This is a genomic window from Nocardia yamanashiensis (assembly GCF_021183565.1).
GTDB lineage: Bacteria > Actinomycetota > Actinomycetes > Mycobacteriales > Mycobacteriaceae > Nocardia > Nocardia yamanashiensis.
Genome location: NZ_CP089226.1, coordinates 393324 through 419647, shown reverse-complemented (window position 1 = coordinate 419647; position 26324 = coordinate 393324). Strand labels below are relative to the sequence as shown.

Here is a 26324-nt window from a genome sequence, read left to right as displayed (position 1 = left end):
ACAACTAAATCCGTCGCGTAACACGAATTTTTCAATGGAATCCCTTGCCGGAAAAGAACTTTGTGGGAATATCTTCTTGACGCCGCGGCACCGCCCGCCGCGCTCCCCGTCTCAGTCTGGTGAAGGTGCGAACCCCCATGAACATGCCACCCCCCGAAATGCGCGGCCTGCGCTCCAGCCGTCGCGGCTTCCTCAAGGCCGGCGCAATGCTCGCGGTAGGCGGTGCCCTCGCCGCTTGCGGCACCAAGGGCTCCACCAAGACCGGCGACCTGGCCTGCAGCGTCCCCGCCGACACCTCGGCGACCGACAAGACGCTGAACTTCTCCAACTGGCCCGGCTACATGGACGAAGCCGCCGGGAATGCCGAAGTGCATCCCACCATGGCCGAATTCACCGCCAAGACCGGCATCAAGGTCGACTATGTGGCGGATATCAATGACAACAACGAATTCTGGGGCAAGGTCGGCGCGCAGCTGAGCTCCTGTAAGAGCATCGACCGCGATATCACGGTGTTCTCCGATTCGACCGCGGTGCGCATCGTGCGGCAGGGCTACTTCCAGAAGCTGGACGTGTCCAAGATGCCGAACTTCGTCAAGAATCTGCATCCCATGCTGCGCGGGCACGATATCGATCCGGCCAACGACCGCATGGTGCCGTGGCAGTCCGGGCTGGTCGGCATCGGCGTGAACACCGAGGTGACCGGCGAGGTCCGCAGCATCGAGGAATTGCTCACCCGGGCCGATCTCAAGGGCAAGGTCACCGCCCTCACCGAGATGCCCGACACCATGGGCCTGATGCTGCACGCCATCGGCAAGAGCGCCGCCAAGTTCAGCGACGACGATTACGCCAATGCCCTGGACCGGCTGCAGAAGGCGGTGTCCTCCGGGCACATTCGCAAATTCACCGGCAACGAATACGTCCAGGATCTGGCCAAGGGCGATATCGCCGCCTGTATGGCGTGGTCCGGTGACGTCATCCAGTTGCAGAACGAGAATCCGAAGATCAAGTTCATCAGCCCGGCCGAAGGCCCGATGCTGTTCTCCGACAATGCCCTGCTGCCGGTGACCTCCTCGAAGGCCACCAATGCCATGGCGCTGCTGGACTATTACTACGATCCCGCCGTCGCCGCGAAACTGGCCGCCTTCGTGAACTATGTGTGCCCGGTCGCCGGCGCGCAGGAGGAAATGGCCAAGTTCAATCCCGAACTCGCCCAGAACCCGCTCATCTTCCCGAGCCTCGAGATGCAGAAGAAGCTCGAGATCTTCATGTCGCTCACCGAGGCCCAGGAGAAGGATTACCAGAGCAAGTTCCAGGCCCTGACGGGAGCGTGATATGACCACGCAGGACCTGCGCCTGGAGGGTGTGACCAAGAGTTTCGGTGCGTTCACCGCGGTCGACAACCTCGAATTGACCATTCCCGACGGCTCGTTCTTCGCCGTGCTCGGCGCGTCGGGCTGTGGGAAGACCACCACGCTGCGCATGATCGCCGGACTCGACGAGCCGTCGTCCGGCCGGATCACGCTGGGCGACAAGGACATCACACATCTGCGGCCGTATCGGCGGCCGATCAATACGGTGTTCCAGAGTTACGCGCTGTTCCCGCATCTGACCGTCGAGGACAATGTCGGATACGGGTTGCGGCGCAAGGGCATCGGCAAGACGCAGGCGCGGCAGCAGGCCGCGCAGATGCTGAAACTGGTGCAGCTGGAGGGTTTCGCGAGCCGCAAGCCCGCCCAGCTCTCCGGCGGGCAGCAGCAGCGCGTCGCCCTGGCCCGCGCGCTGGTCAACCATCCCGAAGTGCTGTTGCTCGACGAGCCTTTGGGCGCATTGGATCTCAAGCTGCGGCGGCAGATGCAGCTCGAGCTCAAGCGGTTGCAGACCGAGGTCGGGATCACCTTCGTGCACATCACGCACGATCAGGAAGAGGCCATGAGCATGGCCGATACCGTGGCGGTGATGAACGGGGGCAAGCTGGAGCAATTCGGTGCGCCGCAGGACATCTACGATTTCCCGGCCAGCGCTTTCGTGGCGAATTTCCTCGGGCAGTCGAATCTGATCGAGGCCACGGTCACCGGGAGCGGGGACCAGGTGAGCCTCGAGGCGCAAGGGCATCGGCTGGCCTTGCCCGCGGCGCGCTGCCGGATCACCAGCGGTGCGGCGCTGCTCGGCATCCGGCCCGAAAAGCTCGGTATCGCAACCGATCCCGAGCAGGTGCCGGACGGGCGGGCGAGCGTGTCCGGCGTGGTCACCGACGCCATCTTCCTGGGCGTGTCCACCCAGTACCTGGTGCAGGCAAGCTGGGGGCAGGAGCTGACCGCGCACGTGCCCAATGCGGGTCACGGCGAAATCATCGGCCCCGGAACGCAAGTGGCGCTGCACTGGAATCCCGATCACGCCTTCCTGCTCGGGAGGTCGTGATGCCCGCGCTGCTACCGGCCGCCGCCACCGGCGCGCCGGTCACCGAACCCGGCCGCAAACGCGGTCTCGCGCCATATCTGCTGCTCGCGCCGGGCATGCTGTTCCTGCTGGTGTTCTTCGCGGTGCCGACGGTGCAATTGCTGGCGGCGAGCATGTACGACCGGTCCGGGTCGATCGAAACCGGGTACGCGCAGACGTTTTCGCTGGACAACTTCAGCTATGCCTGGGAGACCTATCATCCGCAGATTCTGCGGTCGCTTGGGTATTCGCTGATCTGCACCGTGCTGTGCGTGGTCATCGGGTATCCGCTCGCCTATGCGATCGCCTTGAAGGGCGGGCGGTGGAAGAACCTCATGCTGGTGGCGGTGATCGCGCCGTTCTTCACCAGTTTCCTGGTGCGCACCTTCGCGTGGAAAGCGATTCTGGCCGATACCGGTGAGCTGGTGGGGTTCTTGCGCGCCATTCATCTGCTCGGGCCGGACGGGCGGTTGCTGGCAACGCCTTTCGCGGTGATCGCGGGGCTGGTCTACAACTTCCTGCCCTTCATGGTGCTGCCGTTGTTCACCAGTCTCGACAAGCTGGATCCGAAACTGCTGGAGGCGTCGGCCGATCTCGCGCACGGGCCGGTGCGGACGTTCTGGCGGGTCACGTTGCCGCTCACCATGCCCGGGATCGTGGCGGGCACGCTGCTCACCTTCGTGCCGGCGACCGGTGATTACGTCAATGCCCAGCTACTGGGAAACACCAATACGACCATGATCGGCAATGTGATTCAATCGCGGTTGCTGGTCGTCAAGGACATCCCGACCGGTTCCGCATTGTCCGTGGTGCTGATGGTGGCCATCCTGGTTCTCGTCATCCTGTACCTGCGCAAGACCGATACCGACGAGGTGGTGTGACATGGACCAACTCTCGGAACTCGCGCCTCCGCCTCCCCGCGGCGGGGCTTCGCCCCTGAAACCCCAACAGCCGCGGGTTGTTCGGTGGTTGCGCACCAACTGGGTGCTGTTGCTCGGCTATCTGGTGCTGGCCTACATGCTCGCGCCCATCGCCGTCATCCTGCTGCTGTCGTTCAATCAGCCCGGCAGCCGCAACACCACCTACATCCTGGATTTCGACGACTTCCATTTCACCTGGCACAACTGGACCGATATGTTCGGCCCGGCCGGGCTGCGCGACGCGCTCGGCATGAGCCTGCTGATCGGCGCGCTGTCCGCGCTGGTGGCCACCGTGCTGGGCACCGGAATCGCCTTCGCGCTGGCGCGGTATCGCTTCCGCGGGCGCTCCACGGTGCAGGCGCTGATCTTCCTGCCGATGGCCACGCCCGAGATCGTGATGGGCTCGTCCCTGCTGACACTGTTCATCGGGTTCGGGATCCCGCTGGGTTTCTGGGCTATTCTCATCGCACACGTGATGTTCTGCCTGTCGTTCGTGGTCGTGACCGTCAAGGCCCGGCTGGCAGGACTCGACCCCCGGCTGCAGGAGGCCGCGATGGACCTCTACGCGACGCCCTTCCAGGCGTTCCGGTCCGTCGTGCTCCCCCTGGTCTGGCCCGGCATCATGGCGGCGGCGCTGCTCGCGTTCTCGCTGTCCTTCGACGATCTCGTCGTCACCAATTTCACCGCCGGACAGGCGCAGACCTTCCCCATGTACGTCTGGGGCATCAATCTGCGCGGTATCCCGCCGCAGGTGAACGCGGTCGCCTCCGCGACCTTCCTGATCTCGCTGGTCTTCGTCATCGCCGGGCAGCTGCGCATGCGCCGCCGCTCCGACGACCGCGCCGCCACCAGCTGATTCCCCCGGCAGCCGCCGGTCGTCGCCCCATGCGCGGATCGACCGGCGGTTTTTCGCCATACCCACTCGGGGCTTTCGCGTATCCGCGCACCGGCCGCCCGGCCGGAAACATCACAGACCAACACGTCAGTAGTTGGGCCGGATCGGCTGGACCGTCCGGCAAGAGAGAAGGAGGAGATCGGCCATGCAGGCTAAAGGAAGCAAACTGTGGGCGTCGGCCCTGAACGATGCAGCGCCGACGCCGTTTTGGACCGACCGGCCCGAGCGGCCGACCCCCACGGACCCCTTGACCACCGCGACCCAGGCCGATCTGGCCGTCATCGGCGGCGGTTACAGCGGACTGTGGACGGCGCTCTTGGCCAAGGAACGCGATCCCGACACCGATGTGGTGCTGGTCGAGTCCGCCCTGTGCGGGCACGCGGCCTCGGGCCGCAACGGCGGATTCTGCGCCGCCAGCCTCACCCACGGGCTGGCCAATGGCATGGAACGGTTCCCGGACGAGATCGCCCAGCTGGAACGCATGGGCCGGGACAACCTCGACGATATCGAGGACGCGATCCGCCGCTACGGCATCGACTGCGATTTCGAGCGCACCGGGGAAATGGAAGTCGCCACCGCGCCGCACGAACTCGAATGGCTGCAGGAAAGCCATGAAGGGGCGGCCGAACTCGGTTATCGCAGTGAGCTGTTCGATGCCGGGCAGGTGCAGAATATGGTGCACTCCCCCACCTATCTCGGCGGCTGGTGGGATCGCGACGGCGTCGCCATGCTCGATCCGGCGCGGCTGGCGTGGGGATTGCGGCGGGCTTGCCTGGAAGCCGGGGTGCGCATCTACGAAGGCACTCCGGTGCAGCGCATCTCGAAGTCGCACGGCGGCGCGCTGACCCTGCACACCCCGCACGGTGAAGTCCGCGCGCCCCGGGTCGCCCTGTGCACCAGCGCTTTCCAAGGCCCCCTGGCCAAGGTGTCGCGGCACGTGGTCCCCGTCTACGACTACGCCCTGATGACCGAGCCGCTCACCCCCGAGCAGCTCGATTCCATCGGCTGGGGCCGCCATCGCATGGGCCTGGGCGACGCCTCCTACCGGTTCCACTACTACCGGCTGACCGGCGACAACCGCATCCTCTTCGGCGGTTACGACGCCATCTACCATTTCGGCGGACGCGTCTCCCCGAGTCTGGAGTACAACGAAGCCACCTTCGAAACCCTCTCCCAGCACTTCTTCCAGACCTTCCCGCAATTGGACGGCCTGCGCTTCACCCACCGCTGGGGCGGCATCATCGACACCTGCGGCCGCTTCTGCGCCTTCTTCGGCTCGGCCTACAAAGGCCGCCTGGTCTACGCCGCCGGCTACACCGGCTTAGGCGTAGGCGCAACAAGATTCGGCGCCGAAGTAATGCTCGACCAGCTCTACGGCCTCGACACCGAACGCACCCGCCTCCGCATGGTCCGCTCCCGCCCCCTCCCCCTCCCCCCAGAGCCCCTCCGCTCCGCAGGCATCAACCTGACCCGCTGGTCCCTGGCCCGCGCCGACACCCACCAGGGCCGGCGCAACCTCTGGCTGAAAGCAATGGACGCCACCGGCCTCGGCTTCGACAGCTGACCGGCGCGCCCGCGCGCATCGAAATGCGCGCGGGCGCTTCAGGGTTCGGATGGCGCGGTGGGCGTCCTGGGCGCGGGCCGCCGGGCTCTGACGGTGGCGGCCATCGGCGTTTGCCGAATTGTCAGGCGGGGCTGCGCAATATCAGGACGGTGATTTCGCTCGGGGCGAAGAGGCGTAGTTGGGGGCCCCAGAAGCCGGTGCCGCGGCTGGTGTAGAGCTGGGTGTGGGCGCCGTGGCGGCTCAGGCCCGCTACTACCGGTTGATCCAGGCGGACGAGGTAGTGGAAGGGCCAGATCTGGCCGCCGTGGGTGTGGCCCGAGATTTGCAGGGCTACACCGGCTTTCACCGCGTCGGGGATTTGTTTGGGTTGATGGGCGAGCAGGATCACCGGGAGGGACGGGTCGGCGCCGGAGAGGGCGGCCGGCAGGTCGGGGCCGTGGCCGGGGAGGGCGCGGCCGGTGGGGTCGTCGACGCCGGCCATGATCAGGCTGTCGCCGTTGCGGGAGATCACCTGGTGCTCGTTGTGCAGGGGCTTCCAGCCGAGGCCGGACATGTGCTCGATCCAGCCGGGGGCATCGCCGAAGTACTCGTGGTTGCCGGTGATGTAGAAGCGGCCGTATTCGGCGTTCACCTTGCCCAGCGGATCGACCTGGGCATGCCGGGCCGCTACCGAACCGTCCGCGAGATCGCCTGCGTGGCAGGCGATATCGGGCTCGAGTTCGTTCACGATATCGACCACCCGCTCGGACCAGCGCAGGCGGTTCAGCGCGGCATAGTGGGTGTCGGTGACGACCACCATGCGCAGTCCGTCCAGACCTTTGCCCAGGCCAGGAATGGTGACCTCGACGGTCTTCACCCGGGGAACACGCCGGGCTTCGTAGATCGCCCAGGTCACCAGGACGGCCGAGATACCGAGTACGCCGATCGCGGCGATCCGCGCCGCGTCGGTACCGGGCACGCCCGCCAGCCGCAGCACGCCCCGCGCCACCGCGCCGAGCACCGACCAGCTGAACAGCACCCACATCACGCCGAGCAATGTGTCGCCGAAGATCGACGCCGCATCGGACTGGGGCGGCCCGTGCCCGAGCAGCATGCCCGCGGGCAGCGCCAGGTAGCCGGCCACGAACAAGGCGGTTCCGGCCCAGAACGCCGCCCCGTGCAGGGGTCCCGCGACGAGTACGAACCAGGGGGCCAGGAACAGCAGGGCCGGAATCGCGAGAACGAATGCCGCCCGTGGAACATGCTTCACCAGATCATCCTAGGGATTCCCGGCGCGCCCGGCCGCCCGTCTCGCTGTGGGCGAACCAGCAAACCCCCGATCCGGATGCGAGGATTGCCAGCGTGACCGATGTGACTTCCAGCCGGGGCGGCCCGCTGCTCGACGACATCTCCAAGCGCATCATCGCGCAGCTGCAGGAAGACGGACGCCGCGCCTACGCCACCATCGGCAAGGCGGTGGGCCTGTCGGAAGCCGCGGTCCGGCAACGCGTCCAGAAACTCTCCGACGCCGGCGTGATCCAGATCGTCGCCGTCACCGACCCCCTCCAGGTCGGGCTCTTCCGCCAGGCCATGATCGCCATCACCGTCGACGGCCCCGTGCAACCGGTCGCGGACGCGCTGGCCGCCATCGACGAGATCAACTACGTGGTGGTGGCGGCCGGACGCTACGACATACTCTGCGAAGCCGTCTGCCCCGACGACGAAGCCCTGCTGGAACTGGTCTCCACCCGCATCCGCGCCCTCGCGGGCGTCCGGCACGCCGAGATCATGGTCTACCTGAAACTCCGCAAGCAGACCTACAAGTGGGGCACCCGCTGAGCCTCAGCGCCCGGCGGTGAGCACGGCGGCCGATGCATCATCGGCCTGTCCCCACCGCGCGGGCGGCGGCCCGAAACTGTTGCGGGCGTTGGCGACAACGGTCTTGGCCATGGCCCGGTTGCCGACGCCGCCGATCACCGCGCCGATGCCGGCGGGCAGGGTCTTGCCGAACAGCAGCACGGCGCGTTTGGCCAGGAACGACACGATGAACTTGCGGGCCAGCGCATTGTCGATATTGCGGATCACCGGGAGATGGTCGGCGACGACGCTCGCCCAATCGCGGGCGGATTGACTGGCGTTCTTGCCGAGCATCTCGGCGCCGGCTTCACCGAGGACGACGGTCACCACCATGGCCCGGCGTTGTTTGGGCGGCAGGTTCTCGATGCCGTGCACAGTGCCCGCCGATACCGCGTACATCGCGGAGGCCTCGAGGAAGAAGACCGATTCGAAGCCGCTGACCACCAAGCCGATCAGGGTTCCCACACCGGGGACCGCCGCGCTCAAACCTGCCAGGGCACCGCTGACGGTGACCACCGTCAGGTAGCGGGTTTCCAAACCGCCGGCGAGATCGGCGGGAGTGCGGTCGGGATGCTTTCGGCGTAGCCGACCCACATACCGGGTTGCCAGCGGCACCTGCACGCTCGTTCCGCCCCGCAGTACGACCTCGACGGATTTCTGCAGCATCTTCTCGAACATCACCAGCCCCTTCGCTCGACCCGTCCGACCATAGGCGTGCACATCGGTACTGGTACCCACTCGACACCTGGGTTAGCCAGTTCGTTACTGACATCACCCAGGCGCCGGGTGCGATCAGGCTTCGCGATCGAGGGTGAGCGTGACCAGCGGCAGCGGGCGGTCGACCTTGGACTGGTAATCGGCGAGCAGGGGATTGTCGGCCAGAACCCAGGCGGCGAACTCGTCGTAGGCGGCGCCTTCGAGGACCTTGCCGGTGGCCTGGTAGGTCTTGTCGCGCAGTTCGATGGTGACCTGCGGGTGGGCTTTGATGTTGTGGACCCAGGCCGGGTACTTGTCCTCGATGAAGGAGCTCACGTAGAGGGTGTCGCCCCGGTAGAGCGGACCGAGCGGGGTCGTGTGCTGTTTGCCGCTCTTGGCGCCGGTCGTGGTCAGCAGGATGAGATCGCCGCCGGCGTACGCGCCGCCGACCTGCCCCGCGTTCTCGCGGAACTCCTTGATCACGCCGTCGTTCCAGCCGTTGATGCTGCCCGCTTCGTCCCACGCCTGGTTCCAGGGCGCTTTCGGATCGTCGTAGCTGGTGATATCGGTCCGATTCGACTGTGCCGCGGTGAATTCCGTTTCGCTCATGAGATCAGTATTTCCGGGGACTAGGTCAGATCGTGTCCTAGTTCGGCGAGTTCGTGCGCGAGATTTTCGCGGGCCGCCGATTCGTAGCGGGCGCGGGCGGTGGGCGTGCGGAACAGGAATTCCTGACCGGCCAGCCCCTCCAGCACCGCGGCGCGGCCGGGCCGGAAGAATTCGTCCGGGACATGGGCGTATTCGGCGCGGACGGCCGCGGCGTAGGCGGCGTAGGTGGGTTCGTCGGCGGCGAGGATGGCCAGATCGGCATCGCAGAGCACCGCGCCGTTGGCATCGGCGGGGTCGGGATGATGGCCCGCCGTGAGCCGCACCAGACGGCCCACCTCGGCCACCGTCGCCGGATCCACGCCCAGGCCGGGCAGCACCGATTCGGCCAATCGCGCACTGCGCTCTTCGTTTTCGCCGCGATCCACCGCGTAGACGGCGTCGTGGAAGAACGCCGCGTAGCGCACCGCGTCCGGGTCCTCGGCATCGGCGGCCAGATCGTCGATGACGGTGAGCATGTAGGCCAGATGGTCGACCGTGTGATAGCGGCGGTGCGGTTCCTGATACCGGTGGATCAGGTCCTCCCCGATTTCGCGAGCGTCGGGACCGGCCAGTTCGATCCAGCGCTCCAGCAGTTCCGCGGCGGTGTTTCTCCCCATCCAGGCAGTGTGCCGAATCCCGGTCGCGGACAACAGGCTTTCGGGGGCGTGTGATTCGACACCGGCGCTACGGTGAGGCATGTTTATGCAGCCACGCCGATGGACGCCCCCGCGCGCCACGTCACGCGCCCGGGAAAAGCGCAGTGTGCCGGCCATGCCGGAATTGCGGCGGATCGAACTGCCCGGGCGCGGGCCGGAGGATGTGGTGATAGCGGCGGACGGGCGGGTGCTGACCGGTATCGACGACGGCGGGATACTGGCGGTGGATCCGGCGCTGGGCACCATCGAGCAGCTCGCGCGGACACCCGGACGGCCGCTCGGGCTCCACGCGAATCCGGATGGGTCCGTGCTGATTTGCGATACGGTCGGCGGGCTGATGCGGCTGGAGAAGCCGGGCGGCAAGCTCGAAACCCTGGTGAACAAGATCGAGGGCGAGCCGCTGGAATTCCCGAGCAATGTGGTCGAGACCGCCGACGGGGTCGTCTATTTCACGCAGTCCTCGCGCCGCTGGCCGCTCGAGCAGTGGATGGGCGACATCCTCGAGCACTCCGGCACCGGGCGGCTGCTGCGGCGCACCGCCGACGGGCGGATCGAAATCCTGTTGGACGGCTTGAATTTCGCGAACGGGCTGGTCGTCGCACCCGATGGCGCGAGCGTGCTGGTCGCCGAGACCGGGGCCTACCGCATCACCCGGTACTGGCTGACCGGACCGCGCGCGGGGACCGCCGAACCGCTGGTGGAGAACCTGCCCGGCTTCCCGGACAATATGCTGCTCGGCAGCGATGGCCTGGTGTGGGTTTCGATCACCTCGCCGCGTAAACCGTTGCTGGACCTGCTGCTTCCGCTCCCGGGCCTACTGCGGCAGCTGACCTGGACGATTCCCGAAGCGCTGCAACCGAAGCCGGAGCGCACCGTCTGGGCGATGGCGTTCGGCCTGGACGGCACGCCCGTGCACGACCTGCAACGCGAGGGCACCGACTACGCCATGGTCACCTCCGTCGCCGAACACAACGGGATGCTGTATCTCGGCAGCCTCAGCGAATCGGCGATCGCGGTCACGCACCTGCCCCGATAAAGCGAACGCCCCCTTCCGTTTCCGGAAGGGGGCGTCGTCGCAGCGAAGTCAGGACTTCTGCGCCTCGTCCTGCGCGTGCTGCGCCTGCGCCAGCTGCGCGGGCGTGTACCGCAGGGTGAGCGCGATCAAACCCATCACCGCGGTGCCGATCGCGCAGACGAACAGCACCAGCGTGTACCCGTTGCTCAGCGCGTCGATCTGGAGCGGCGACATATCGGTGATCTTGGTGCTGCCGCCGACCGCGAGCGTCCGCGAAGCCGCGACGGGACTGAGCAGGCCGACCGCGAACGGCGTGCCCATGCTCATGAACATCTGCCCGACCGCCGAGAGCGGGCCGATATGCGCCATGTCCACGCCGACCAGCACGCACAGCGGCAGCACGCAGATACCGATGCCGACGGCGAAGCCGACCACCGACAGCAGGATCAGCAGGGTCGGGAAGTATTCGGCCGAACGATCCAGGGTGGAGCCGAAGAACAGGCCGGCGGCCAGCAGCAGGGCGGCGCCGAACAGCAGCCAGCGGGCCCGCACCACCATGGCCGCCTTGGAGGCGACCGCGGTGCCGACGCCCGCGCCGAGGGTGAACGGAATACTGGCCAGACCGGCCATGAGCGGGCTGTAGCCCAGCACGTTCTGCAGGAACTGCGCGACGAAGAAGGTGGTCGCGCCGAGCACGCCCGATAGCAGGAAGATCGCCGCGAAGGTGATCACCCGGTCGCGGCTGTCGAACAGCGACCACGGCAGCAGCGGATTCTCCACATCGCGTTCGGCGAAGACGAAGACCACCAGCAGCAGCAGGCCGCCGATCACCGAACCGAGGATGATCGGGTTGTCCCAGCCCAGCTCGGGGCCTTCGGTCGCACCGAACACGATGGCCACGCAGGCGAGCGTGCCCAGCACCGCGCCCCGGATATCCAGGCTGATGCGGTGGTGCTCGGTATCGCGCAGCTGATAGATGGCCCCGAGCACGATGAGGATGCCGATCGGGACGTTGATCCAGAAGATCCAGCGCCAATCCACTTCGGTCAGCGCGCCGCCGACCACCAGGCCGCCCACCGAGCCCACGCCCACCATCGAACCGAAGATCGCGACCGCTTGATTGCGCGCGGGTCCCGGCGCGTAAGTGCTTGCCACCAAAGCGAATGCGGTCGGCGCGGCGATAGCGGCGCCGGTGCCCTGCAGGGCGCGCGCCGCGATCAGCCAGGCTTCGTTCTGGGCGGTGCCGCACAGCGCCGACGCCAGCGTGAACAGGGCGACGCCGTAGATCAGCATCTTCTTCCGCCCGAACGAGTCGCCGAGCCGCCCGCCCAGCAGCATGAGCCCCGCGAACGGCAGCCCGTAGGCGGTCACCGTCCACGCACTGCCCGCACTGGACAGGCCCAGCTGCTCCTGAAGCCGCGGCAGCGCCAGAATCATGACGGTGCCGTCCAGCACCACCATCAGCTGCAACCCGCTCAAAACGAGAATCGCGAGCCCGAACGCCCGCTTGGTCACCGGATACTGCATCGTCGCAGCGGGGTTCTCGAGCACCCAGCCACTGTAATGGATGGTCTCACCGAACCCCCTCCCGCCGAATCCACCGCCCCATCATCCCAGCGTGCACGCGGTCGCCGGGGCGGGATTCCGCTCGCCGCAGCGAGATCCGGTCCCGCCCGCGCGCGACTGGTCGATCGGGCGCGGTCAGGCGAGATCCGGCGCGCCCGCCGTGAATCCGGCGGTCGGGCCGATGACGATGATCGCGGGCGGGCGGATGCCCTCGGCGCGGACGCGTTCGGCGATGGTGGCCAGATCGGCGCGCAGGATGCGCTGGGTGCGCAGGCTGCCTTCCTGGATGACGGTGGCCGGGGTGTCGGCGGCGCGGCCCCCGGTCATGAGGGCGTCGGCGAACTTCTCGATGCGCTCGACCGCCATCAGCAGGACGATGGTGCCGCGCAGCTTGGCCAGCGCGGGCCAGTCGACGAGGGAGTCCGGGTGGTCGGGGGCGACGTGGCCGCTGACCACCACGAATTCGTGGGTGACGCCGCGGTGGGTGACCGGGATGCCCGCCAGGGCGGGGACCGAGATGGCGCTGGTGACGCCGGGGACCACGGTCACGGGGATACCGGCGTCCACGCAGGCTTCCAATTCCTCGTAGCCGCGGCCGAATACGTAGTTGTCGCCGCCCTTGAGCCGGACCACGAACTTGCCCGCCTTCGCCCCTTCGATGAGGGCGGCATTGATGTGCTCCTGCGCCATCGCCCGCCCGTAGGGGATCTTGGCGGCGTCCACCACCTCGACGTCGGGGCCGAGTTCGGCGAGCAGTTCGGGCGGCGCGAGCCGGTCCGCCACAACGAGATTCGCGCGCGCCAGCAGCCGGCGGCCGCGCACGGTGATCAGATCCGGATCGCCCGGGCCGCCGCCGATGAGCGCGACGCCGGGGACCACGGGGGCCGAATCATCGGTCACCACACCGGATTGCAGCGCCTCGAGCAGCGCATTGCGCACCGCGGCCGACCGCCGGTGCTGGCCGCCCGCCAGCACGCCCAGGCTCATGCCGTCGTAGCGCGCGGTGGCGGGGGTGACGGCGGTGCCCAGGCGGGCGATATCGGCGCGCACGCAGAACACGCGGCGGCGGGTGGCCTCGGCGACCACGGCCTCGTTGGTGGCGGTCTCGTCGGTGCAGGCCATGGCGTACCAGGCGCCGTCCAGATCGCCGTCGGCGTACTCGCGCAGTTCCAGGGTGAGCTGGCCGGAGGTCGCCATGCCCTCGACGGCCGGGGTGACCTCGCGGCTGATCACGTGGACGTCCGCACCGGAGGCGATGAGCAGTCCGAGCCGCCGCTGGGCGACGGTACCGCCGCCCACCACGACGACGCGGCGGCCGTTCAGATCCAGGCCGACCAGGTAGTTCGGGTCGCCGGCGGGCTGTTCCTCGGAGGGGACTGACGTGTGCTGCACAAGGTTCGAGACTACGGCGTGGCGCCGGGCGCGCCGCAATCGCCCGGCGTCCGTTCAGCAACTGATATCGAGCTCACGACGGCCGCCGCCCGGGTGCGCACGGCCGGAAACACGGAAATGGCCGCAGCGCGCGGGTTCTCGCCGTGCGCGCGCGGTTACCGGACATACCGACCGGACGTACTTATGCTTTTCCGCTATGGCTCGTCGCATTCTCGTCCTGCTCGCGGCCCTCTTCGCGCTGCTTCTCTCGATCACCGTGACTCCGCCGGCACACGCCGAGTCCTATCTCGCCGCCGCCGGGACCGAGTCGAAGTACTCGCGACCGGGCCCGTGGAGCGTCACCGCGGAACAGGCCTTCACCTGCTGCGATTCGACGGGGGCGGCCTACGACATCTGGTATCCGGCGGACCTGGGCGCGGGCGGGTTCCGGCATCCGATCCTCACCTGGGGCGACGGGACCAACGCACACCCGAATCAATACGAGTACCTGCTCGGCCATCTGGCGTCCTGGGGCTTCGTGGTGATCGCGACCGAGAGTTCCTCGACCGGGTCCGGGGTGGATATCGCGGGGGCGGTGGACAAGCTGACCGCACTGGCCGCCGATCCGGCGAGCGTGTTCCACGGCAAACTCGACACCGGAGCGGTCGGCGCGGTGGGACATTCACAGGGCGCCAGTGGCGCACTCAATGCCATGCTGAACTCCGGAGGCCGGATCAGCACGGCGATTCCGATCGAACTGCCCATGCAGGTGCTGTGCGGCACCGGAGCGTGGTGCCCGGACACCGGCCGCCTCACCACCGGATCGGTCTTCCTGATCAACGGTTCCCAGGACGTGTTCATCTCACCGTCGGAGCAGGGGCTGCCGGCGCAGACCATCGGATTGCAGTCGGTGCGGGCGTACTACGAGGCGATCCCCGGCGGCATCCCGAAGGTGTGGGGCACCCTGGTCGGGCCGAATCACAATGACGTCCAAGGCGCGCCGGATTGCGCCGCCGCGTCCTGGCCCTGCACGACCGGGGTCTACGGCTATCTCGGCTACCCGACCGCCTGGCTGGCGGGCCGCCTGCTCGGCGATGCCGACGCGCGGCGAGCCTTCGCGCCGGGCGGCGAGTTCTATGCGCCGAATCCGCAGTGGGCCAACCAGATCGGATCGATCGGCTGACCCACCGCGGTCGGACGCTAGCTCACGCCCCTCGGGTAGTCCTGCACCAGATGCAGGCCGCCCTGCCGCACCGGCACCTTGCTCAGATCCGTCGCCGTCAGGGTGACGACCACCGGATGCCCGTCCAGCTCGCCGGTGAGAATCAGCCGATCCTCCGACGGGCGTTCGAAGGTGAACGAGCCCAGGGTTTGCGTGCCTTCGGGCGGCGCCTTCAGCGTGATCCGGTGCGCGCCCGCGTCCAGATCGCTGAGCATCGGCACCAGCGTGCCATCCATGCGCTGATAGAACGCCATCTCCGGCCGCTCGAAAACCACCCGCTGCCAACGGGTCTCATCGGTCTGCAACGGCGGCACCGGCTGCCCGTCGCGAGTGAATTCACCGACCACCCAGATCCCGTACAGCTCCGACTTCGGCTGCCCCGGACCCCACTTGTGCCAGCCTTCCCAGCATTCGGCCACATTCGCGATGACGAACCAGACCGCCAGCACCGCACCCGCGATCGCCACGATGCGCTTGCCGCGCTGGGTGCGTCCCACCTCCGGCGTGGTCGACGGCCCGGTCGCGCGCCCGCTCAGCACCGTGAACAACCGGCGCGCGTCCGGGGCCAGCAGCACCAGGCTGATCAGCAGCAGATGGAACGACAGCAGCTTCACCGGCACGTCGAAGGTCATGTTCAGCACCCACACCTGGGCCATACTCACCAGGCTCAGCAATACTCCGGCAAGCGCGGTGCGCGGCAGCAGGAGCAGCAGGCCGCCCAGCACTTCCGCGGCGCCGAGCAGCATTTCGTAGACCGGCGAGGTGCCGACCTGGTTCCACAGCACCGCCATATGGGTCAGGTCGCCGTACGGGGTGAGCAGGGTGGTCAGGCCCGGTTCGGCCATCTGCAGCGGAACCAGTTTGGCGAAGCCGTAACCCAGCATCTGCCCGGCCAGCACGAAGCGCAGGAACAGCAGGAACCAGGCGGCCACCCGCCGGTATTCGGTGCGCTTGCGATCCAGCACGCTCCACACCGCGGTCACCAGGACGGCGGTGATCAGAATGCAGAAGCACAGCACCCACAGATAGGTCTGATCGCCGCTGCCGGAATCCGAGCGCAGCGTCGCGTCCGCGTCGAAGACGGTGCGGCCCACCCATTCCACCAGCGGGCCCGGCCAGGCCACCATCTTCACCTGCGCGCCCTCGGGCAACCATCGGGCGATGACGCCCAGGAAGGCGAAGATGGGCTGCGGGTAGATGACGCAGAACAAGGTCAGATAGCTGACCACGAAGCGGAATCCGATGCGCGCGAAGGGATTCCAAACCGGCTTCGGATCCTGCTCCGGCACGCCGAGATCGTCGCCCGGATCGGCGATCACCTGTGTACTCATCCCGTCCTCTCCCTCACCGTTTCACTGACTCGACGGTAGAAAGCGGCGCGGCGCGGCACATCAGGCCGTAGCCCTGGTTTTTCCGGGCGCGCATACCTCGCAAGGACTACGTGCCAGCCCTACCGGAGTCCTGTGCCTAGTCGAAATACCCCGGAAAAAACCACGTCTCGGTGACCGGTACTGAAAGCCCGAATCCCTGCATTTTCGAATTGGAACAAGTTACATTTCTCACACCCGTGTAACCGGGGTCACAGCGGGCTGGACCAGGCCCGATACCACTGCGGCCCGCCGCTACACGCTCGACTCATCAGTGCGCAGGAGGCAACCGAATGTCGGCCGACGACCCCAACCAGAGATGGGAACTCACCGTCTCCGACGGCGACGACGCCGAGCTGGCGAGCAAACTCGCCCAATGGCTGGCGACCCGGGTCGATGCCGACGAACCGCCGCGGGTCACCTCGCTGACCAAACCGTCCACCGGCGGCATGTCCAGCACCACCCTGCTCTTCGATGCCGAATGGACCGAGCACGGGGAACCCGCGGGCGGTTCGTTCGTGGCCCGGATGCCACCGACCGAGAGCTCCTTCCCGGTCTTCGAGAAGTACGACCTGGCAACGCAATACGCGATCATGGCCGGGGTCGCCGAGCACACCGACCTGCCGATCCCGCCGCTGTGCTGGCTGGAGGAGGACGCGTCCGTGCTGGGCGCGCCGTTCATCGTCATGCGGCGGGTGAACGGCATCGTGTGCGAGGACAATCCGCCCTACGTGTTCTTCGGATGGGTGTTCGACGCCACGCCGGAGCAGCGGCTCGAGATCACCCGGCACACCGTGGACGCCATCGCCAAGGTGCACGGGATCGACAAGCCGGCCGAGCGATTCCCGATGCTCGATGGTGAGGGTTCGGCGCTGCGGCGGCATTTCCAGGCGCAGAAGGACTGGTACGACTGGGCGCTGGCGCGCGACGGATTCCGGATTCCCGTGCTGGAGCGGGCCTTCGAGCAGCTCGAGGCGAACTGGCCGGACGACACCGAACCGGACGTGCTGAACTGGGGCGACGCCCGCCCCGGCAACATCATGTTCGAGGACGGGAAGCCCTCGGCCGTGCTCGACTGGGAGATGGCCGCGCTCGGCCCGCGCGAGATGGATGTGGCCTGGCCGATCCTGATCCACCGGTTCTTCCAGGACATCGCCACCACCTTCGATCAGGCCGGGCTGCCGGACTTCCTGCGGCGCAGCGACGTCGAGAAGCTGTACGAGGAAGCCACCGGGCACGCCGTGCGCGACCTGGACTGGTACCTGATCTACGCGGCGCTGCGGCACGGCATCGTGATGGCGCGCATCCGCCGCCGCATGATCCACTTCGGCGAGGCCACCGACACCGACGACCGCGACGACTACGTCATGCACCGCAAGCTCCTCGAGGCTCTGCTCGACGGCACCTACGCTTGGGATTGAGAGAGATGAACTCCCTGATCGGACCGCTGGACGAATACCCCATCCACCAGGCCCCGCTGCCGGTGAACCGGGTCGTGCACAGCGACAAGAACTTCTACGATCGCAGCTACTTCAACGCCATCGACACCACCGGTGAGACCATGCTCATCACCGGGTTCGGCGTGTACCCGAACCTGGGTGTGGTCGATGCCTTCGCCACCGTGCGCAAGGGCGATACCCAACGCGCCGTGCGGTTCTCGGACGCGCTCGAACAGCGTTCGCTGAACCTGGCGGTCGGCGGCTACCGCATCGAGGTGATCGAACCGCTGCGGAAGCTGCGCGTCGTCTGCGAACACGACGACCTGTCGTTCGACCTGACCTGGGAGGGTTCCGGCCCCGCCATCCAGGAGGAACCGCACACCATCATCACCGGGATGAAGAAGGCGCTGATCGACGCGCAGCGCTTCGCCCAGACCGGTTCCTGGGCGGGCACTTTGCAGGTCGACGGCACCGATTTCACCGTCGACCCCGCCAGCTGGATGGGCACCCGCGACCGCTCCTGGGGCATCCGTCCCGTCGGCGACTCCGATCCCGCCGGCCGGGTGGCAGACGAGCCGTCCGAAGGTTTCTGGTGGCTGTATCTGCCGCTGCGCTTCGACGACTACTCGATCATCGTGATCCTGCAGGAAGAACCCAACGGCTTCCGCACCCTCAACGACGCCACCCGCGTCTGGAACGACGGCCGCGTGGAGCAATTGGGCTGGCCCCGAACCCATTTCACCTACAAGTCGGGCACCCGCATCCCCACCGGCGTCCGCGTCGACCTCACCGCCGCCGACGGCAAGCCGCTCGAGCTCGAGGTGGAGGCCGGCACCTTCATCGCCCTGAACGTCGGCTGCGGCTACGGCGGCGACCCCGACTGGCTGCACGGCCAGTGGAAGGGCCGCAACTGGTCCGAGTCCAAGCTCTACGACCTCACCGACCCCGCCATCGCCGGACGTATCCCCTTCGGCGTCATCGACCACGTCGGCAAGGCCCGCTGCGGCGACGACATCGGCTACGGCCTCTTCGAACACGGCTCCCTGGGCCGCCACGATCCCACCGGCTTCGCCGACTGGGGCTCCGTGGCGCCGTAACCCCCGATCAGCGGGCCTCCAACCCACGCGCAGGAGGCCCGCCCCGCCGCATCCGCCCACAACCCAACCAGTGGGCGGGTGCGGCGTCCTCGTTTCCGGACCTGCCCCGCTATGAACCCTGCTTCCCCGTGAAAATCGCTGCGGCAATGGTCATTCCACCGACCACCCGTTTGGGAACCACCAGCGATCCGCCCTCCGCCGCCAGCAGGGCGGCAGCCTCCGCGACACTCGCGGTACCCACGGCGGCGGTGGTGCGCATCGAGGGGTTGGGCACCACCACCCCGGCCAGCTGCTCCGGCGTGAACGCGACGATCGGCGCCGCCAGCCGAGCGGCAGCAGCCGTCAACCCGGGTTCCCCGGCCCGCCGATCAACCGTCGCCAGAACACGAACCCTGCTGTCCCCCAGCACTTCCAGAATCGCCGCCAGCACCGAATCGGCAGCGACGCCCGGGCGCAGTCCCACCCCGACGGCATACTCACCGGGGGGCAAGGTGACGGCCGGAGCGCCGCGACTCGACTCCCATTCGCGTGTGGCGCCGCCGCTGCCGAGCACCGGATCGCGATTCATGCCGGGACGTGGTCGCGGGCGAAATCGACTGCGGCGGTGACGAAGCGGGCGATGGCGGCCGGGTTGCCGGCGGGGTGGGTGTGGAGGTAGGAGGCGTGGACCCGATTGCGGATCGCGCCTTCGCGGACGGTTTCGCCGGACGGTGCGCGCCAGCCCCAGGCGAGCGGGTCCGTGCCGACGGCGGTCAGGCGGGTGCGGTGGAATTCGTGGCCGCGTACGCGTTCGCCTGCCGACCAGAGCGGGGAATCGGTGAGGGCCACGGCGTCTCGGTAGCCGAGGGTGAGGCGGGGGCCGAATTCGGCTTCGGCGTCGATGACTCCGGCCATGCGGTGGCCGTCGAGAGAACGGGTGAGGTAGAGCAGGCCCGCGCATTCGGCGTGGATGGGCAGGCCCCGCGCCGCGCCTTCGGCGATCGCCGTGAGAAGGGCGGTGTTCGCGGCCAGTCCGGCGGCGTGTTCTTCGGGGAAGCCGCCGGGGAGGACCAGAGCGGCTGTGCCGGTGGGGAGTTCGTCGCGCAGCGGGTCGAAGACGGCGACCTGTGCGCCTGCCGCCTCGAGCAGTTCACGGTGTTCGGCGTACCCGAAGGTGAATGCCGCGCCGCCCGCCACGGCCACCACCGGACCGGATCCGGCGAGCACCGTCGCCGAGGCACCGTCCGGCAGGCCGGCACCCGCGAGGTTTGCGTTCGCCCACGCCTCGCCGCTCGGCAAATCCACACCGCGGTCATCGTTCGTAAGGCCAGTCCGCCCGGCTACGCCGGCAGCCGGCGAACCCGAACCGTCGAGACCTCCGTCGGACAGATCCCGCACCACCGCGCTCGCGGCCGGGATTCGATGAATGAGACCGGCAGTCTCTGCGGCGGTGTGGATTTCGGCAACCGGATCCCATGACGCACCGAGGGCACTCGGTGCGGCCAACGCCGCTATTGCAGCGAGGTCGATGTGCGCGGCGACCAGGTCGGTCATGGCGTCGACGGCTGAGCGGGCGGCTGCTCCGTGTTCGACGGCGGGGATGAGGCCGAGGTGGCGGGAGGGGACCTCCAGTTCGGCCAGGCGCGGGAGTGCGCCGAGGACCGGGAGGCCGACCCGGGTGCAGGCGGCGCGGAGGACTTGTTCGTGACGTTCGCTGCCGACGCGGTTGAGAATGACTCCGCCCAAACGGATTCCGGTGTCGAAGGTGGCGAAACCGTGCAGGAGGGCGGCCAGCGATTGGCTGTGGCCGCGCGCGTCGACCACCAGAATCACGGGCGCGCCGAGCATGGCGGCGATCTGGGCGGTGGAGCCTTCGGCCACGGGGGCCGTGTTGTTCTCGTCGATGCGGCCGTCGAACAGGCCCATGACGCCTTCGACCACGGCGAGGTCGCAGCCGCGGCTGCCGTGGTGGAACAGCGGCAGCACGCGGTCCGCGCCCACCAGGACGGGGTCCAGATTGCGGCCGGGGCGGCCGGCGGCGAGGCCGTGGTAACCGGGGTCGATGTAGTCGGGGCCAACCTTGAAGGGGGCCACGCGGTGACCGGCGCGGCGGAGCGCACCGATCAAACCGGTTGCGACGGTGGTCTTTCCGCTGCCCGAGGCGGGCGCGGCGATGACCACGGCGGGGGTGGTCACCATTCGATGCCGCGCTGGCCCTTGCGGCCCGCGTCCATCGGGTGCTTGACCTTGGTCATTTCGGTGACCAGGTCGGCGGCGTCGATCAGCGCCTGCGGCGCGTCCCGGCCGGTGATGACCACGTGCTGATTGCCGGGCCGGTCGCGCAGGGTCTCGACGACCTCGTCGACGTCCACCCAGCCCCACTTCAGGGGATAGGTGAATTCGTCGAGCACGTAGAAGCGGTGCTGTTCGGCGGCCAGGCGGCGCGCGATCTCCTGCCAGCCCGCGAGCGCGGCGGCCGCATGATCCTCGTCGCTCCCCTGCTTACGGGTCCACGACCACCCTTCCCCCATCTTGTGCCATTCCACCGCGCCCCCGAGCCCCTTCTCCTCGTGCAGCGCGCCGAGGGTACGGAAAGCGGCCTCCTCCCCCACCTTCCACTTGGCGCTCTTCACGAACTGGAACACCGCCACATCGAAGCCCTGGTTCCAGGCCCGCAACGCCATCCCGAACGCCGCGGTCGACTTCCCCTTGCCCGGCCCGGTGTGCACGGCCAGCACCGGCTGATTCCGCCGCTGCCGAGTCGTCAATCCGTCGTCCGGAATGCTCTCCGGCAGCGGAACACCCTGAGGCATCGATGAGCTCCTTTCGCGCCCGGCCGATCGGCCGTCCGATCCACGGTGCCACATGCCCCCACCGGCCTCGAAGCCGGGCACGGATCAGCAGCGCGGCGTCACGGCAGCGCGTGTGCCACGGCGGACAGCAGCTTGCGGATGCCCGCGGCGATCAACCAGAACATCCCCTCACCGGCCACTTCCATTCCGGCCTCGGCGGCCAGGCTCGGCTCGTTGTTCGCGCGCTGCTTGTTCTTCTTGCGACGGAATATCCCCATGCCGTATCAACGGCGCTGCCGCCGCGCCGGTTCCGCGCCTGGACGCGGACTCATTCCGCGGACTCACCGCACGAGCGCACCGAACGAGCTCAGGCCGCACGCACGCCCGCGCGGACGACGCCCGCGACGGTTTCGCCGGTGAGTTCACCGAGTTGCAGGTAGCCGCCGCGGAGTTCGCGGGCGATATCGCGGGCCAGGCCGAGGCGGATCATGCCGCGTTCGCAGTCGACGACCATCGAGGTGACGGAGTCGCGGGCCAGCAGGCGGGCGGCGGCGCGGGCGCGCGGGACGGGGTCGGTGCCGCCGGTGGCGCGGCCGTCGGTGAGGAGGACGACCATGGGGCGGCGGTGCGGGTCGCGGACGCGTTCGCGGTGGATGATCTCGCGGGCCTTCAGAAGTCCTTGGGCGAGCGGGGTTTTGCCGCCGGTGCGCATATCGGTGAGGCGGCGGACGGCGATGTCGATGGAGTTGGTGGGCGGCAGCGCCAGGGTGGCTTCCGCGCCGCGCATGGTGATGACGGCGACCTTGTCGCGGCGCTGGTAGGCGTCGCGCAGCAGGGCGACGATGGCGCCGGTGACGGCGGAGAGGCGGTCGCGGGCGGCCATGGAACCGGAGGCGTCGACGACGAAGACGATCAGATTGCCTTCGCGGCCTTCGCGATACGCGCCGCGCAGGTCGTCCGCTTCGAAGGCGAGGGGGCCGGCGAGACGGCCCCGGGAGAACTGGTGCGGGGCGGCGGCGAAGATGGTGCCGAGCAGGTGCAGGCCGGTGCCGTGGTCTTCGGTCGCGCGCACCACGCGGCCCTGACGGGTGCGGGCGCGGGAGCGGCGGCCGGACGCGCCTTCGCCGACGCCGGGGACTTCCCAGCGCGGCGGTTTGGGCAGGACGCCGGTCGGGGCCGCGACCTGACCTTCGCGCGCTCCGCCTCGGCCGCCTTCGGAAGCAGTGGATTCCGACTGCAACCCGCGCAGCAGTTCCTCTTCCGTACGCGGATCGAGGAAATCGGCGCGAGGGTCTTGCGTTTCGGCGGAGTCGGCCGAGCCTTCCGGGGCCGAATCCGTTTCCGGGGCATCGGATCCGGAGATCTCCGTCCCCGGCGGGTTCGCCTGTTCGCCCGATCCGGAACCGCCGTCCTGCGGCGAATCCTGTCCGCCCCCGGGCGAATCCGGCCCGCCGTCCGGATCGTCGTCCGATCCGTTCCCGGTCTCGTTCAGCGGTCCCGCAGTCTCGTCCTGCGGGACCGCGTCACCTTTTCCCGAGTCGTCACCACCCTGACGCGCCTGCTCGTCGGCCTGCCGCATGGCGTCGTCGAGTTGTTCCTGACTGATGCCCGGTTCATCGAACGGGTCTCGCCGACGCCGATGCGGCAGTGCGAGTTCCGCCGCGATCCGCACATCGGCTTCGGTCACCTCGGCGGCTCCCCGCCAGGCCGCGTGCGCGGTCGCGGTGCGCGCCACCACCAGGTCGGCGCGCATGCCGTCCACGTCGAAGGCCGCGCACAGGGCGGCGATCCGCCGCAGCTCCACATTGTCGAGGGCAACCTCGGCGAGCCGGTCGCGCGCGGTCAGAATCCGTTCGGCCACTTCACGATCCGCGGCGGCGTAGCGATCGGCGAAGGCGGCGGGATCGGCCTCGTAATCGAGCCGCCGCCGCACCACGGCCATGCGCACGTCCACATTCCGCGAAGCCACCACGTCCACGGTCAGGCCGAACCGGTCCAGCAACTGCGGGCGCAGCTCGCCTTCCTCCGGGTTCATGGTGCCCACGAGCACGAATCGCGCCGGGTGCGTGTGGGATACGCCGTCGCGCTCGATGTGCACGCGCCCCATGGCCGCGGCATCGAGCAGCACGTCCACCAGATGATCGTGCAGCAGGTTCACTTCGTCCACGTACAGCACACCGTGATGCGCGGCCGCCAGCAACCCCGGTTTGAACGCCTGCTCCCCATCACGCAGCACCCGTTCGAGATCCAGCGATCCGACCACCCGATCCTCGGTCGCGCCGACCGGCAGCTCCACCAGCCGCGCCGGGCGCGCGCCGCTCTCGTCCACCACCGGCGGCAGCAGCTGCGCGAGCGCGCGCACCACCGTGGATTTCGCCGTCCCCTTCTCGCCCCGCACCAGCACGCCCCCGATACCGGGGTGCACGGCGCTCAGCACCAGCGCCAGCTGCAATCGCTCCTGCCCGACCACCGCCGAGAACGGAAACCCCGCCTCCTCACCCGAGGAACCGGTCAGCTGTGCGGATTCGAAATGCGCGGTCGCAGAGGAAACGGACACGCCCCAACTCTAGGCCCGCCCTCCTCGCCCCGAAGATCCACCCCGCACCAGCACCCCGGCGCTCCGCCCGGCTCCATGATCGACGGCGCCTGCGCGCGGCGACTGGCGCCGGAAACAACACAGCCCCTGGCAATCGGCCAGGGGCTGCGGGACAACAGTTGTCAGCCGCGACGCATCGGGATGTGCGGGATCCCGTCCTCGATGTACTCCGGGCCGTCGAGCTTGAAACCGTGCTTGGTGTACATGTCGACCAGGTAGGTCTGGGCGTTCAAACGCACTGTCGCGGAACCGGCTTCGGCCAGGGCGGCCTGGAGCAGGCGGGTGGTGTAGCCGTGGCCGCGTGCCTCGGGGGCGGTGCACAGGCGGCCGATGCGGAACGACTTCACGCCGTCGTTGTGTTCTTCCAGCAGGCGCAGGGTGCAGATCACGTCACCCTCGTCGTCGAGCCAGAAGTGCCGGGTTTCCGGGAGCAGATCGAGACCATCGAGCTCGGGGTACGCGCACTTCTGTTCGACGACGAACACCTCGACACGAAGTTTCAACAGCTTGTACAGCGTCGCGGTATCGAGATCCTCGGCCCACGACCGTTTGAGAGCAACCGTTGACATCATCGAGTCTTGCTATCACAACTACGCGTGAGAAGCGACCCCCGAGTGCTTCGGCGTGTTGTTGCCGTCCAGCCGCAGGGCCTGCTGCGACCAGTCCCAGACCTCCTTGAACAGGGCCTGGTTCTCCGAGAGCTTGACGCCGAGCGAGGGCACCATCTCCTTGAGTTTCGGCTCCCAGGAACCGAATTCGCGCGGGAAGCACTTCTGCATGACGTCGAGCATGGCGCTCACGCAGGTCGACGCGCCCGGGGAGGCGCCGAGCAGACCGGCGATGGAGCCGTCCTCGGCCGCGATGACCGCGGTGCCCAGTTCCAGCACACCGCCCGCACCCTTGCGGCGAATGATCTGCACCCGCTGACCGGCGATGATCAGCTCCCAGTCCTTGCCGTCGGCGCGCGGAATGAACTCCTCCATGGAGTCCACGCGACCGGCCTGCGACTTGAGCAGCTCCTCGACCAGGTACTTGACCAGACCCATCTCGGTGACGCCGACGCCCAGCATGGAGAACAGGTTGTTGGGCTTCACCGACTTGATCAGGTCGGTGTACTTGCCGTCCTTGAGGAACTTCGGCGTCCAGCCGGCGTACGGGCCGAACAGCAGGCCGCGCTCACCGTTGATGACGCGAGTGTCCAAGTGCGGCACCGACATCGGCGGCGCGCCGACCGACGCCTGGCCGTACACCTTGGCCTCGTGCTGGGCGACCAGCTCCGGGTTGGTGGCGCGCAGGAACAGGCCCGACACCGGGAAGCCGCCGAAGCCGGCGATCTCCTTGATGCCCGACTTCTGCAGCAGCGGCAGCGCGCCGCCGCCCGCACCGACGAACACGAACTTGGCGTTCACGACGCGCACCTTGCCGGTGCGCTCGTTGCGGACCTTCACCAGCCACGAACCATCGGACTGCTTGGTCAGGTTCAGCACCTGGTGCCCGAAGGCGATATCCGCGCCGGACGCGCCGAGGTAGGCCAGCAGCTCCTTGGTGAGCTCACCGAAGTCGATATCGGTGCCGTAGTCGGTCCAGTTCAGGGCGACCGGATCGGAGAAGTCGCGGCCCTTGGCCATCAGCGGTAGTCGCGAGGCGAACTCGGCCGAATCGTCGATGAACTCCATGCCCTCGAAGAGCGGGTGCCGCGAGAGCGCCGCGTGCCGCTTGCGCAGGTACTCGACGCCATGGGCGCCGTGCGTGAAGCTCACGTGCGGAATCGGGTTGATGAAGTGCGAGGGCGCGGCCAGCACGCCGTTCTCGACCGCGTACGACCAGAACTGGCGCGACACCTGGAAACGCTCGTTGATGTCGACGGCCTTGGAGATCTCCACCTCACCGGCGGCGTTCTGCGGCGTGTAGTTCAGCTCGCAGAGCGCGGAGTGGCCGGTGCCGGCGTTGTTCCACGGGTCCGAGGACTCGGCGGCGGCGGCCTCGAGCCGCTCGAAAACGGTGATCGACCAATCCGGCTGCACCTGACGCAGCAGGGCACCGAGCGTGGCGCTCATGATGCCGGCTCCGATGAGGACTACATCGGTCTTTTCAATCGTGGCAGCATTCGACACGGCGTTGATCGACTTCCTTGTCTGTGTAGGGCAACCCAGCAGCGGTTAGGTTACCCGTCGTTCACCTATGTCCGATTGTGCCCCTGGACACGACGATTTCCCGCAACGAAAAGCC

General features: G+C 68.1%; 24 protein-coding genes. 10 read left to right on the top strand and 14 right to left on the bottom strand.

Going from position 1 to position 26324, the window contains the following annotated elements:
• The first annotated feature begins 137 nt into the window (after positions 1–137).
• The 5 genes from LTV02_RS01965 (at position 138) to LTV02_RS01945 (ending at position 5815) form a co-directional block, all read left to right on the top strand.
• Positions 138–1331 carry an ABC transporter substrate-binding protein gene (locus LTV02_RS01965; RefSeq protein ID WP_233037540.1) on the top strand — a complete coding sequence of 398 codons (1194 nt, stop codon included), beginning with the start codon at positions 138–140 and terminating at the stop codon, positions 1329–1331.
• A 1-nt stretch (position 1332) separates the two neighbouring features.
• On the top strand, positions 1333–2418 hold the full coding sequence (locus LTV02_RS01960) for an ABC transporter ATP-binding protein (RefSeq protein WP_233037538.1): 1086 nt from the start codon (positions 1333–1335) through the stop codon (positions 2416–2418).
• A complete protein-coding gene (locus LTV02_RS01955; protein ID WP_067721887.1) occupies positions 2418–3317 on the top strand; it encodes an ABC transporter permease in 900 nt (299 codons plus the stop codon). The genes LTV02_RS01960 and LTV02_RS01955 overlap by 1 nt, the downstream gene beginning before the upstream one ends.
• An 88-nt stretch (positions 3318–3405) precedes the next feature.
• On the top strand, positions 3406–4212 hold the full coding sequence (locus tag LTV02_RS01950) for an ABC transporter permease (protein WP_233037536.1): 807 nt from the start codon (positions 3406–3408) through the stop codon (positions 4210–4212).
• A 184-nt stretch (positions 4213–4396) separates the two neighbouring features.
• The gene (locus LTV02_RS01945; protein WP_233037526.1) at positions 4397–5815 is read left to right on the top strand and encodes an NAD(P)/FAD-dependent oxidoreductase; all 1419 of its coding nucleotides are present in this window, start codon (positions 4397–4399) and stop codon (positions 5813–5815) included.
• Between the two features lie 121 nt (positions 5816–5936).
• On the opposite strand, the gene LTV02_RS01940 is transcribed toward LTV02_RS01945, so the two are convergent.
• Positions 5937–7064, bottom strand: a complete 1128-nt coding sequence (locus LTV02_RS01940; RefSeq protein WP_233037524.1) for a metallophosphoesterase — start codon at positions 7062–7064, stop codon at positions 5937–5939.
• Positions 7065–7156: 92 nt separating this feature from the next.
• On the opposite strand from LTV02_RS01940, the gene LTV02_RS01935 reads away from it, so the two are divergent.
• Positions 7157–7633, top strand: a complete 477-nt coding sequence (locus LTV02_RS01935) for an Lrp/AsnC family transcriptional regulator (protein ID WP_233037522.1) — start codon at positions 7157–7159, stop codon at positions 7631–7633.
• Between the two features lie 3 nt (positions 7634–7636).
• Here LTV02_RS01935 and LTV02_RS01930 read toward each other — a convergent pair whose 3' ends face one another.
• The 3 genes from LTV02_RS01930 to LTV02_RS01920 form a co-directional block, all read right to left on the bottom strand.
• The gene (locus LTV02_RS01930; protein WP_233037520.1) at positions 7637–8329 is read right to left on the bottom strand and encodes a hypothetical protein; all 693 of its coding nucleotides are present in this window, start codon (positions 8327–8329) and stop codon (positions 7637–7639) included.
• A 114-nt stretch (positions 8330–8443) separates the two neighbouring features.
• The gene (locus LTV02_RS01925) at positions 8444–8956 is read right to left on the bottom strand and encodes a nitroreductase/quinone reductase family protein (RefSeq protein WP_233037518.1); all 513 of its coding nucleotides are present in this window, start codon (positions 8954–8956) and stop codon (positions 8444–8446) included.
• A gap of 20 nt (positions 8957–8976) precedes the next feature.
• Positions 8977–9612: an HD domain-containing protein gene (locus LTV02_RS01920; RefSeq protein ID WP_233037509.1), complete on the bottom strand. Its 636-nt coding sequence runs from the start codon at positions 9610–9612 to the stop codon at positions 8977–8979.
• Positions 9613–9766: 154 nt separating this feature from the next.
• Between LTV02_RS01920 and LTV02_RS01915 the strand changes: the two genes are divergently transcribed.
• Complete coding sequence (locus LTV02_RS01915) at positions 9767–10687, top strand: SMP-30/gluconolactonase/LRE family protein (RefSeq protein WP_233037507.1); 921 nt, start codon at positions 9767–9769, stop codon at positions 10685–10687.
• Between the two features lie 48 nt (positions 10688–10735).
• Here the strand turns inward: LTV02_RS01915 and LTV02_RS01910 are convergent, their stop codons facing one another.
• Complete coding sequence (locus LTV02_RS01910; protein ID WP_233037505.1) at positions 10736–12217, bottom strand: MFS transporter; 1482 nt, start codon at positions 12215–12217, stop codon at positions 10736–10738.
• A 150-nt stretch (positions 12218–12367) separates the two neighbouring features.
• The gene (cobA, locus tag LTV02_RS01905) at positions 12368–13624 is read right to left on the bottom strand and encodes a uroporphyrinogen-III C-methyltransferase (protein WP_233037496.1); all 1257 of its coding nucleotides are present in this window, start codon (positions 13622–13624) and stop codon (positions 12368–12370) included.
• A 196-nt stretch (positions 13625–13820) separates the two neighbouring features.
• Here cobA and LTV02_RS01900 point away from each other — a divergent pair, with 196 nt between their 5' ends.
• Positions 13821–14786, top strand: a complete 966-nt coding sequence (locus tag LTV02_RS01900) for an alpha/beta hydrolase (RefSeq protein WP_233037494.1) — start codon at positions 13821–13823, stop codon at positions 14784–14786.
• A gap of 17 nt (positions 14787–14803) precedes the next feature.
• On the opposite strand, the gene LTV02_RS01895 is transcribed toward LTV02_RS01900, so the two are convergent.
• Complete coding sequence (locus LTV02_RS01895) at positions 14804–16156, bottom strand: DoxX family protein (RefSeq protein ID WP_233037492.1); 1353 nt, start codon at positions 16154–16156, stop codon at positions 14804–14806.
• A gap of 329 nt (positions 16157–16485) precedes the next feature.
• Here LTV02_RS01895 and LTV02_RS01890 point away from each other — a divergent pair, with 329 nt between their 5' ends.
• Positions 16486–17613, top strand: a complete 1128-nt coding sequence (locus LTV02_RS01890) for a phosphotransferase family protein (protein ID WP_233037482.1) — start codon at positions 16486–16488, stop codon at positions 17611–17613.
• Between the two features lie 14 nt (positions 17614–17627).
• Complete coding sequence (locus tag LTV02_RS01885; protein WP_408639383.1) at positions 17628–18728, top strand: hypothetical protein; 1101 nt, start codon at positions 17628–17630, stop codon at positions 18726–18728.
• Between the two features lie 109 nt (positions 18729–18837).
• Here the strand turns inward: LTV02_RS01885 and LTV02_RS01880 are convergent, their stop codons facing one another.
• From LTV02_RS01880 to mqo, 7 genes are all read right to left on the bottom strand, one after another.
• Entirely contained in the window at positions 18838–19296 is a 459-nt protein-coding gene (locus LTV02_RS01880) for a cobalamin biosynthesis protein (RefSeq protein ID WP_233037471.1), read from the bottom strand.
• Entirely contained in the window at positions 19293–20906 is a 1614-nt protein-coding gene (locus tag LTV02_RS01875; RefSeq protein ID WP_233037469.1) for a cobyrinate a,c-diamide synthase, read from the bottom strand. Before LTV02_RS01875 ends, LTV02_RS01880 begins: the two co-directional genes overlap by 4 nt.
• Complete coding sequence (cobO, locus tag LTV02_RS01870; RefSeq protein ID WP_233037467.1) at positions 20900–21520, bottom strand: cob(I)yrinic acid a,c-diamide adenosyltransferase; 621 nt, start codon at positions 21518–21520, stop codon at positions 20900–20902. Before cobO ends, LTV02_RS01875 begins: the two co-directional genes overlap by 7 nt.
• A gap of 98 nt (positions 21521–21618) precedes the next feature.
• Entirely contained in the window at positions 21619–21777 is a 159-nt protein-coding gene (locus LTV02_RS01865) for a hypothetical protein (protein ID WP_233037456.1), read from the bottom strand.
• Between the two features lie 89 nt (positions 21778–21866).
• Positions 21867–24014 (bottom strand): magnesium chelatase subunit D family protein, encoded by a 2148-nt coding sequence (locus LTV02_RS01860; RefSeq protein WP_233041440.1) that lies wholly within the window; start codon positions 24012–24014, stop codon positions 21867–21869.
• Positions 24015–24217: 203 nt separating this feature from the next.
• On the bottom strand, positions 24218–24667 hold the full coding sequence (locus LTV02_RS01855; RefSeq protein WP_067721914.1) for a GNAT family N-acetyltransferase: 450 nt from the start codon (positions 24665–24667) through the stop codon (positions 24218–24220).
• A gap of 18 nt (positions 24668–24685) precedes the next feature.
• A complete protein-coding gene (gene mqo, locus LTV02_RS01850) occupies positions 24686–26152 on the bottom strand; it encodes a malate dehydrogenase (quinone) (protein ID WP_233037454.1) in 1467 nt (488 codons plus the stop codon).
• Positions 26153–26324 lie beyond the last annotated feature (172 nt).

What these genes read in the sequence shown, in the direction of transcription:
- LTV02_RS01965 (WP_233037540.1), top strand. Translation starts at nt 138, where the DNA reads ATGAACATGCCACCCCCCGAAATGCGCGGCCTGCGCTCCAGCCGTCGC.
- LTV02_RS01960 (WP_233037538.1), top strand. Translation starts at nt 1,333, where the DNA reads ATGACCACGCAGGACCTGCGCCTGGAGGGTGTGACCAAGAGTTTCGGT.
- LTV02_RS01955 (WP_067721887.1), top strand. Translation starts at nt 2,418, where the DNA reads ATGCCCGCGCTGCTACCGGCCGCCGCCACCGGCGCGCCGGTCACCGAA.
- LTV02_RS01945 (WP_233037526.1), top strand. Translation starts at nt 4,397, where the DNA reads ATGCAGGCTAAAGGAAGCAAACTGTGGGCGTCGGCCCTGAACGATGCA.
- LTV02_RS01930 (WP_233037520.1), bottom strand. Translation starts at nt 8,329, where the DNA reads ATGTTCGAGAAGATGCTGCAGAAATCCGTCGAGGTCGTACTGCGGGGC.
- LTV02_RS01925 (WP_233037518.1), bottom strand. Translation starts at nt 8,956, where the DNA reads ATGAGCGAAACGGAATTCACCGCGGCACAGTCGAATCGGACCGATATC.
- LTV02_RS01920 (WP_233037509.1), bottom strand. Translation starts at nt 9,612, where the DNA reads ATGGGGAGAAACACCGCCGCGGAACTGCTGGAGCGCTGGATCGAACTG.
- LTV02_RS01915 (WP_233037507.1), top strand. Translation starts at nt 9,767, where the DNA reads ATGCCGGAATTGCGGCGGATCGAACTGCCCGGGCGCGGGCCGGAGGAT.
- LTV02_RS01900 (WP_233037494.1), top strand. Translation starts at nt 13,821, where the DNA reads ATGGCTCGTCGCATTCTCGTCCTGCTCGCGGCCCTCTTCGCGCTGCTT.
- LTV02_RS01895 (WP_233037492.1), bottom strand. Translation starts at nt 16,156, where the DNA reads ATGAGTACACAGGTGATCGCCGATCCGGGCGACGATCTCGGCGTGCCG.
- LTV02_RS01890 (WP_233037482.1), top strand. Translation starts at nt 16,486, where the DNA reads ATGTCGGCCGACGACCCCAACCAGAGATGGGAACTCACCGTCTCCGAC.
- LTV02_RS01880 (WP_233037471.1), bottom strand. Translation starts at nt 19,296, where the DNA reads ATGAATCGCGATCCGGTGCTCGGCAGCGGCGGCGCCACACGCGAATGG.
- LTV02_RS01875 (WP_233037469.1), bottom strand. Translation starts at nt 20,906, where the DNA reads ATGGTGACCACCCCCGCCGTGGTCATCGCCGCGCCCGCCTCGGGCAGC.
- cobO (WP_233037467.1), bottom strand. Translation starts at nt 21,520, where the DNA reads ATGCCTCAGGGTGTTCCGCTGCCGGAGAGCATTCCGGACGACGGATTG.
- LTV02_RS01865 (WP_233037456.1), bottom strand. Translation starts at nt 21,777, where the DNA reads ATGGGGATATTCCGTCGCAAGAAGAACAAGCAGCGCGCGAACAACGAG.
- LTV02_RS01855 (WP_067721914.1), bottom strand. Translation starts at nt 24,667, where the DNA reads ATGATGTCAACGGTTGCTCTCAAACGGTCGTGGGCCGAGGATCTCGAT.
- mqo (WP_233037454.1), bottom strand. Translation starts at nt 26,152, where the DNA reads ATGAGCGCCACGCTCGGTGCCCTGCTGCGTCAGGTGCAGCCGGATTGG.